The 8,639-nt window shown below is 66.1% G+C and carries 7 protein-coding genes; 5 read left to right on the top strand and 2 right to left on the bottom strand.

The genetic code is table 11. The features are described from left to right. The first annotated feature begins 277 nt into the window (after nt 1-277). Entirely contained in the window at nt 278-919 is a 642-nt protein-coding gene (locus VSR71_RS33605) for a hypothetical protein (protein ID WP_342917788.1), read from the top strand. 62 nt (nt 920-981) lie between these two features. On the opposite strand, the gene mdtD is transcribed toward VSR71_RS33605, so the two are convergent. Both mdtD and VSR71_RS33595 read right to left on the bottom strand, forming a co-directional pair. Beyond that, nucleotides 982-2,430, bottom strand: coding sequence for a multidrug transporter subunit MdtD (gene mdtD / locus VSR71_RS33600; RefSeq protein WP_342917787.1), 1,449 nt, complete (start codon nt 2,428-2,430; stop codon nt 982-984). 149 nt (nt 2,431-2,579) lie between these two features. Further along, on the bottom strand, nt 2,580-4,766 hold the full coding sequence (locus VSR71_RS33595; protein WP_342917786.1) for a TonB-dependent receptor: 2,187 nt from the start codon (nt 4,764-4,766) through the stop codon (nt 2,580-2,582). A 302-nt stretch (nt 4,767-5,068) separates the two neighbouring features. Between VSR71_RS33595 and VSR71_RS33590 the strand changes: the two genes are divergently transcribed. The 4 genes from VSR71_RS33590 to VSR71_RS33575 all read left to right on the top strand — a co-directional run bounded on the left by VSR71_RS33590 (nt 5,069) and on the right by VSR71_RS33575 (nt 8,628). Continuing rightward, complete coding sequence (locus tag VSR71_RS33590; RefSeq protein WP_342917785.1) at nt 5,069-5,689, top strand: flavodoxin family protein; 621 nt, start codon at nt 5,069-5,071, stop codon at nt 5,687-5,689. A gap of 263 nt (nt 5,690-5,952) precedes the next feature. Next, nucleotides 5,953-7,731: a ribonucleoside triphosphate reductase gene (locus tag VSR71_RS33585; protein WP_342917784.1), complete on the top strand. Its 1,779-nt coding sequence runs from the start codon at nt 5,953-5,955 to the stop codon at nt 7,729-7,731. Next, nucleotides 7,728-7,901: an anaerobic ribonucleoside-triphosphate reductase gene (gene nrdD / locus VSR71_RS33580; RefSeq protein ID WP_116319437.1), complete on the top strand. Its 174-nt coding sequence runs from the start codon at nt 7,728-7,730 to the stop codon at nt 7,899-7,901. Before VSR71_RS33585 ends, nrdD begins: the two co-directional genes overlap by 4 nt. Beyond that, entirely contained in the window at nt 7,864-8,628 is a 765-nt protein-coding gene (locus VSR71_RS33575; protein ID WP_428979487.1) for an anaerobic ribonucleoside-triphosphate reductase activating protein, read from the top strand. Before nrdD ends, VSR71_RS33575 begins: the two co-directional genes overlap by 38 nt. Nucleotides 8,629-8,639: the final 11 nt, after the last annotated feature.

Genomic DNA, 8,639 nt, shown 5'->3' with positions numbered 1-8,639 from the left:
GATAACGCCCAAGCGCGCACCGAATCTCGCATCGAAGTCGAGGGGAATCGCTCATTGAACTCACTTGGCCACGCTCTCACGGTCAACTCGGCGCTGCGGACGTTGTTTTGAACACCATCCCTAGCGCTGTCCACGGCAACTACAGCATCAACGGGATGACAGAACGCTATCGCGTCTACGCCAATGCACTAGTTGTCTTAACGGACACGCCAAAATTTCCATCTGGTGATGGGGTTATTCGTGAAATTCCAGATGACTTTACGCGGAGGAAGCCGTGGTGATTAAATTACTGAATAAGTCACGTGTTTTCCCGGGACTTCTACTTTGTACCTTCTTGGTTTCGGCAAGCGCCATGTCGCATGCCAGAGAACGCGTCACGTTGTCGCCTTCCAAGAGTTCGGCTATTAAGACGCATTTCATAACCGTCGGCGCCTGTCTCTTTCGCTTGAAAGATTCGCTTGGAGGGAAGGTTCGTCAATACCCCGAACAAGACATACCCAGCGCGACTTATGATGCAGAGCTGAAGCGTTCCACATTGCCAAATGCACTAATAATAGATTTCCTGTGCGACGCAAAGGGGCAAGACGAATTTTGCCGCAGATTCGCCGGCCTTGAAAAGAGAGATGGGCACTGGGTGCAGTGGCGACATCCTGACCCTGATTACGGTCCCCCACCCGAGGCGCATTTTACTGTTCGTGAAATGAATAGCATCAATGGAATTGGTGCGACGAGCACCAAAGACGACACTATTGGAGACGAAAAGGATCGTGTACGTCGACTATCAGTTTGTCTGATCTCCCCGGGTGGCAACGCCCTGATTGGAAAGGCAGTCGTTGATAGTCTGTACGGCAATCACAGAAGCACGGAACCAGAGGTAAGAAAACTGCTGGAAAGCATTGAATTCATTGAGAACCGCTAACCTGCAAAAGCCTCCCAAAGACCGGCTCGCGGCGCCGGTCCTCTAACTGCCCTCAACTGCCCTCATACCTCCTTCTCCCCATGCCTGACCGGCAACGCCGGCGCAGCCTCCTGCCTCCCCAACTGCATGAAGATCCACGCCGATGCGCAAGTGATCAGCCCCATGCAGACAAAGGTGGCATGAAATGCCGGCAACACCGCTGCCGTGTCCCCGCCAAACCGATGCTGGAACGTTGCCAGCAGCGCCCCCGCCGACGTCACCGCCAGGCTCATCGACAGCATCTGTACCATCGACAGCATGCTGTTGCCGCTGCTGGCGCCGGCACCGCTCAGGTCCTTGAGCGTCACGGTATTCATCGCCGTGAACTGGATCGAATTGACCATGCCGAACACGGCCAGCAACGGGATCAGTAGCCACAGCGGCAGTTGCGGCGTGATCAGCGCGAAGGCGGCCATCACCAGGCCGACCACGAAAGTATTCGAGACCAGCACGCGGCGATAGCCGAGACGCTGGATCAGGCGGGTGGCGAGCCGCTTGGAGGCCATGCCGGCGGCGGTGACGGGCAGCATCATCAGGCCGGCGTCGAATGGGGAATAGCCCAGGCTGACCTGAAGCGTCAGCGGGATCAGGAACGGCATCGAGCCATTGCCGATGCGGGCGAACAGGTTGCCCAGCAGGCCGACGCTGAAGCTGTGGATGCGGAACAGGCGCAGCGGGAACAGCGGCTGCTTGCGGCGGTTGGCGTGCAGGCCGTAGGCGGTCAGCGCGGCCATGCTGGCGATCAGCAGCAACAGCACGGTGGCGTGCTCGAACCCCAGGCCAGCCAGGCCGTCGAGCGAAAACGACAGCGCCAGCATCGCGATGGCCAGCAGCAGGTAGCCAGCGATGTCAAAGCGGCCGATGCCGGACAGTCTCGCGTTCGGCATATAACGGATCGTGGCAATCGCGCCAAGCAGGCCGACGGGCACGTTGATCAGGAAGATCCAGTGCCACGACAGCGCCTGCGTCAGCCAGCCACCCAGCGTGGGGCCGATCAGCGGGCCGATCATGCCCGGGATGGCGACGAAGCTCAGCGCCTGCAGGTACTGTTCGCGCGGGAAGGTGCGCAGCACCGAAAGCCGCCCGACCGGCAGCAGCATGGCGCCGCCCACGCCCTGCACCACGCGTGCCCCGACCAGAAAGTTGAGCGTGGGCGCGTACGCGCACAGCAGCGAGCCGGCCACGAACAGGCCGATCGCGGTCTGGAAGATGGTGCGCGTGCCGAAGCGGTCGGCGAGCCAGCCCGAGGCCGGGATGATCACCGCCATGGTCAGCGAGTAGGCGATTACCACGGACTGCATGCGCAGTGGGCTCTCGCCGAGGCTGCGCGCCATCGACGGCAAGGCGGTATTGACGATGGTCGAGTCCAGCGTCTGCATGAAGAAGCCGACGGCCACGACCCACAGCATGATACGGCGGGTACGGTCGTCCGGCGGTGGCACGACGGGAACGTCTGGCAGGGGCGCGGTCATTACGCAAACTCCGGGGTGGCGCGCGCCGCCGCCGGCAATGACCAGTGGGGCATGCCGGCGGACGCGGCCAAAGCCAACACCTTAAAGGGCAATGGCGCGACAGGCAATGAACGAAATCGGGCGCGACCACCACCCGCCACGTGCCGGACCTACAAGGCCGCGCGCAGCCCGATGAAGAAGCGCCGTCCTGGTCCTGGCTCGAAATAACGCCCGTTGGCCTCGTTGACGATCACCGAGCCGATATAGCGCCGGTCGGTCACGTTGTCAATGCGCCCGAACAGGTAGGCGCGGGTCGGGCCGATGCGGAATTCATAGCCCGCGCGCAGGTTGAAGACCGCGTATCCGGGCGCGGCCTGCGTGTTGAGGTCGTCGGCATAGACGCGGCTGTCGACGCGCATCTCGGCGCCGAGCGTGAGCGGCGCCAGCGGCCGCCAGGCCACCTCGGCGCTGACGCTGTGGCGCGCGGTGCCGGGCAGCCGGTTGCCCGCGGCCACGGTCTGGCCCTGCGCGTTGACGAAGGCATCGCCGAAATAGGCATCGAGCCAGGTATAGGCCAGACCGGCCTCAATGCGGCTGCCCCCGCCCTGCCCCGGCGTGCCGACCTGCCCCAGGAAGCCGCCGCGCCAGCCCAGCTCGAAGCCGCGCCGGCGCACGCCGTTGACGTTCTGGTAGACGGTGCGGCCCGCGTTGTTCGATTGCGGCACCACTTCGTCGTGGCTGTCGGCATCGAACAGTGCCGCTTCCAGCCGCTGCCCGCCAGCCTGCCACTTGATGCCGATCTCGCCCTGGCGGCTGGTCGAGGCGCGCAGGCCGAGGTTGCTGCCGACCCCGCCGGGGCCGTAGGCGACCTCGGTCAGCGTCGGCGTCTCGAAACCGCGACCGAGGTTGGCGTAGACGTTCAGGGTATCGAGCGCATGCCACACCAGTCCCAGTACCGGGCTGACGTTGCTGTAGGTAGCGGTGCCGCTGTCGTCGGGGCTGGCCGCGGTGATGAACTGGTCGTCGATGCCCAGCCGCACGCGGCTGGCGCGCACGCCGCCGACCACTTGCCAGGCGGGATGGAAGGTCCAGTCGACCTGCGCGAAGGCGCCCAGGTCGGTCGCGGTATTGGTCTCGTCGCGCCGTAGCGCGCCCTGGCTGCCATCCTGGTTGACATAGCCGTTGCGGCCGTCGCGCATGCCGTTGGCCCCCACCCCGGCGGTCCACAGCAGCGGCAGGCCGTTGGCGGTGGTGCGCCGGCTCCAGGACAGCGCGCCCCCGCCATAGATGCGATCCAGGTCGACGATGCCGCCGGCAGACGTCGGCGCGGCGCCGCTGAACCCGAGCCGCTGGTACAGGTTGCGGGTCCCGCCATAGAGACGTCCGGAGAGGCTGTCGATGTCGGTCAGCCGCTGCTCCACCACCACCCCCGCCTGCGCCTGCTCGACGTTCTTGCCGGTGTCGAACTGGGTCGCCGCCGGCACCGCCTGGCGCGGGTTGGCATCGGCCTGCGCGCGTGTCAGCCCGAGCGGATCCTGCGCCAGCGGCTGGTTGAAGTAGTTGAACTGGCCAATCACGCGCGTGCCGCTGGCCGGCTGCGCCACCACGCGTGCATTGAGCTGGTAGCGGCGCGCCGCCGAGTGGTCGCGGTAGCCATCGGTCTGGTAGGTCCAGGCATCGAGCGAGCCGCCCAGCCGCTCGTTGCCGCCGGCCAGCGCCACCCCGGCCTGCCACTGGCCGTCCGAGCCGATGCCGGTCGACGCGCGCGCGGTAAAGCCGTCCTTGGGCGGATCGGGCGTGAACACCTGCACCACGCCGCCCGAGGCATTGCCGTACATCTGCGCAAACGGGCCGCGCAGCACTTCGACGCGGCCGGCATTGGCGAGGTCGGCGGTGGAGGCCTGGCCCTGGCCGTCGGGCATGGTCGCGGGGATGCCGTCGACATAAAGCCGCACGCCGCGCACGCCGAACGTGGAGCGCGTGCCGAATCCGCGCACCGCCAGTTGCAGGTCCTGCGAATAGTTCTGCCGGTCACGCACGGCCACGCCCGGCACACCCGCCAGCACCTCGGACAGATTGACCAGCGGTGTGGCGCTGCGCAACGGATCGACCGGCACGCTGTCTACCGCAGCGGGCGCATCGAAGCGGCGCTGCTCGCTGCGGGTGGCGGTGACCACGATGTCGGGGAGGATCTCGCCGGTGGCGGCGGCCACCGCGCTGTCCGGCGGATCGGCGGCGCGCACGCCGGTGCATGTGAGCAGCAGGGCTGCCAGCGCCAATGCCCTGGGCACCGGCACACGGAGGCAGCGACAGCGCTGATGCATGGCCGACGAAGGCTGCGTGCCGCCTGGTCTCATGATTATCGGGGGCGTGGGCACAGGTGGAGGTGTCGCAACTTTATCGTGTCCCGCGGCGCATTTCCATGGCCGCCGCTGCGGGGAAAGCCCGGCATACCGCTGCGTAGATGCAGCATCCGCCAGAACGCTGACGAATATTCAAAATATTTCAATAATTCATTTCACGGACGGCCCCACGCAGGGGCAACCCTCTGCCTAAACTCTCTTCACCGGCCGACACAAGCCGCGATGCAAATGGCAAATCGCTACAGCGCAACGCAGCAAACGGTCATTCAGATTTTTAAATCAAGGGACTAGACACCATGCATAGCCAACCTACCCGCGTCGCCATCGTCTACCACAGCGGCTACGGCCACACCGCCAAGCAGGCCCAGGCCGTCGCCCGCGGCGCCGGTAGCGTGGCGGGCGCCGAAAGCCTGCTGATTCCGGTGGAGGACATCGACCAGCACTGGGACACGCTGGAGCAGGTCGACGCCATTATCTTCGGCGCGCCAACCTACATGGGCAGCGCCTCGGCGCAGTTCAAGGGCTTTATGGACGCCACCTCGCGCAACGTCTTTGCCAAGGGCGGCAAGTGGGCGAACAAAGTCGCGGCCGGATTCACCAACGCCGCCTCGCGTTCGGGCGACAAGCTGGCAACGCTGCAGCAAATCGCCATCTTCGCGGCACAGCACGGCATGCACTGGGTCAACCTGGGCCTGCCTCCGGGCCACAACAACTCCAAGTCGACCGAAGACTCGCTGAACCGCCATGGCTTCTTCCTGGGCGCAGCCGCGCAGTCCAACGCCGATGAAAGCGCGGACGTGGTGCCGCCGCTGGCGGACCTGCGCACCGCCGAGCACCTCGGTGCGCGCGTGGCCGAAGTGGCGCAACAACTGGTGGCAGGCCGGCGCGCGCTGGCAGAACTGAAGCAAGCCGCCTGACCTTTCACCACGCATCGCACGTGAATTGCCTGCCGGCCCTTCGGGGCCGGTTTGCGTTTTGGGAGACGTGCGTTGCGCCGCAGTGGATATGCCCCGCGCGCCAGTATGGCTTTGCGCCAGCGCAAGCGCGGCCGACGCAGGCCAGATGCCAGCCATGCCGGTTGACAGCCATCAACCCGGGCGCAGAACAGCTGACTCCGGCAACGCTTGACCACTATATGTAGTGCTAATCTGCCAATCAGACACTACATAAAGGGGCAAGAATGCACGACGCACAGCAAGCCGGCACGCTGCCGCCGGCACAGCCAGGCGGCCAGGTCGACGTGGCCAGCGCCATGGAGGAATACCTGGCCCAGCGCGACTGGCGCGTGCGCGCCAACGCCAACCAGGGCTACAGCCTTGGCGGACTGATCCTGAACGTCGCCGGCAAGGTCACGGCCAACTACTGGCTGTCGCACATCTTCAGCCCGGAAGCGGGGCAGGCGCATCGCGACGGCGACCTGCATATCCATGACCTCGACATGCTGTCCGGCTACTGCGCCGGCTGGTCGCTGCGCCAGTTGCTGGCGGAAGGCTTCAACGGCGTGCCGGGCAAGGTCGAGGCCAACCCGCCCAGGCATATGTCGGCCGCCGTCGGCCAGATCGTCAACTTCCTTGGCACGCTGCAGAACGAGTGGGCCGGCGCGCAGGCGTTTTCCAGCTTCGATACCTATATGGCGCCGTTCGTGCGGCACGACCGCATGGACTACCGCGCGGTGCGCCAGGCGATGCAGGAACTGGTGTTCAACCTCAACGTGCCAAGCCGGTGGGGCACGCAGACGCCCTTCACCAACCTCACCTTCGACTGGACCTGCCCGCAGGACCTGGCCGGCCAGGTACCGTATATCGCCGGCGAGGAAATGCCGTTCACCTACGGCGACCTGCAGCCGGAAATGGACATGATCAACCGCGCCTACATCGAGGTGATGATGCAGGGCGATGCGCGCGGGCGCGCTTTCACCTTCCCGATTCCGACCTACAACATCACGCCCGACTTCGACTGGGACCATGCCAATGCCGAGCCGCTGTTCGAGATGACGGCGCGCTACGGGCTGCCCTACTTCCAGAATTTCATCAATTCCGACCTGGAGCCGCATATGGTCCGCTCCATGTGCTGCCGCCTGCAGCTGGACCTGCGCGAACTGCTCAAGCGCGGCAACGGCCTGTTCGGCTCGGCCGAGCAGACCGGCTCGGTCGGCGTGGTCACCGTCAACTGCGCGCGCCTGGGCTACCTGCACGCGGGCGACGAGGCGGGGCTGATGGCCGCACTGGACCGCCTGCTGGCGCTGGGCCGCGACGTGCTCGAAGACAAGCGCCGCGTGGTGCAGCACTACATCGACGCGGGGCTGTATCCCTATACGCGCCGCTACCTCGGCACGCTGCGCAACCACTTCAGCACGCTCGGCGTCAACGGCATCAACGAGATGATCCGGAATTTCTCCGGCGATGCCGACGACATCACGACGCCGCGCGGGCATGCCATGGCTTTGCGGCTGCTCGACCATGTGCGCGCGCGCATCGGCGAGTTCCAGGAAGCGACCGGCCACCTTTACAACCTGGAGGCAACGCCGGCAGAAGGCACTACCTACCGCTTCGCGCGCGAAGACCGCAAGCGCTGGCCCAACATCCTGCAGGCGGGCACGGCCGAACAGCCCTACTACACCAATTCCAGCCAGCTGCCGGCCGGCTGTACCGACGACCCGTTCACCGCGCTGTCGATGCAGGAGGCGCTGCAAGGCAAGTACACCGGCGGCACCGTGCTGCACCTGTACATGAACGAAGCCCTGTCCAGCGCACAGGCGTGCAAGGCGCTGGTCCGGCGCGCGCTGTCGCGCTTCCGCGTGCCGTACCTCACCGTCACGCCAACGTTCTCGATCTGCCCCAAGCACGGCTACCTGAGCGGGCGCCACGAGTTCTGTCCCCGGTGCGATGCCGAGTTGCTGGCACGCACCCCAGCCGCGGCCAGCGCGCCGCAAACCCAACCTGAAGAGGAACTCTCATGAATACCGAATCGCGCCAGCCAGCCACGCCGGCCCTCGATCCCGCCCTGCGTACCCGCTGCGAGGTCTGGACCCGGGTGATGGGCTACCACCGGCCCGTGACATCCTTCAACACCGGCAAGCAGGGGGAGTTCAATGAGCGGCGCTTCTTCACCGAAAGTGCCTGCCGCTGACGGCCACTGCCTCACGGCCACGCCGATGCCCGCGCCGGCGCCAGCGGCGTCATTGCGCGGCGGGCCGGCGCTGGCCGGGCTGGTGCCCTTCTCCAGCGTGGACTGGCCCGGCCAGCTGGCCGCGGTGCTGTTTATCGCCGGTTGCCCGTGGCGCTGCGGCTATTGCCATAACGCCCACCTGCAGCAGCGCCATGCGGCCTATGCCTGGCCAGCGGTGCTGGACTGGCTGAAGACCCGCGCCGGGCTGCTCGACGGCGTGGTGTTTTCCGGCGGCGAGCCGCTCAGTGAAGCGCGCCTGCCGCAACTGGCCGCGGCGGTGCGCGCGCTCGGTTTCAAGGTGGGGCTGCATACCGCCGGCATCTACCCGCGCCGTCTCGCCACGCTGTTGCCGCGGCTGGACTGGGTCGGGCTGGATATCAAGGCGGACGCCGCCGGCCACGATGCGCTGGTCGGACGGCCCGGCGGCCTGGCGCGGGTGCAGGCCAGCCTGGCGCTGCTGCTTGGCGCCGGCGTTCCGTTCGAATGCCGGACAACGTGGGATCCCGCCTGCCTCAGCGAGCCGCACTTGCTGGCGCTGGCAAGTGCGCTGGCCGCGCAAGGCGTGCGCCACTATGCCGTGCAGGCCTGCCGGACGGGCACTGTGGCGGTGCCTGGCGCATCGTTGAGTGCGCCGGCGCGCGAGGCGCTGGAGTCAGCGTTCGAGACATTTTGCTACCGCGAAGGATGAGACGGGCCGCC

This window comes from Cupriavidus oxalaticus (genome assembly GCF_038900635.1).
GTDB lineage: Bacteria > Pseudomonadota > Gammaproteobacteria > Burkholderiales > Burkholderiaceae > Cupriavidus > Cupriavidus oxalaticus_B.
The sequence above is the reverse complement of the archived record's forward strand: the minus strand, read 5'-3'. Positions and strand labels throughout refer to the sequence as shown.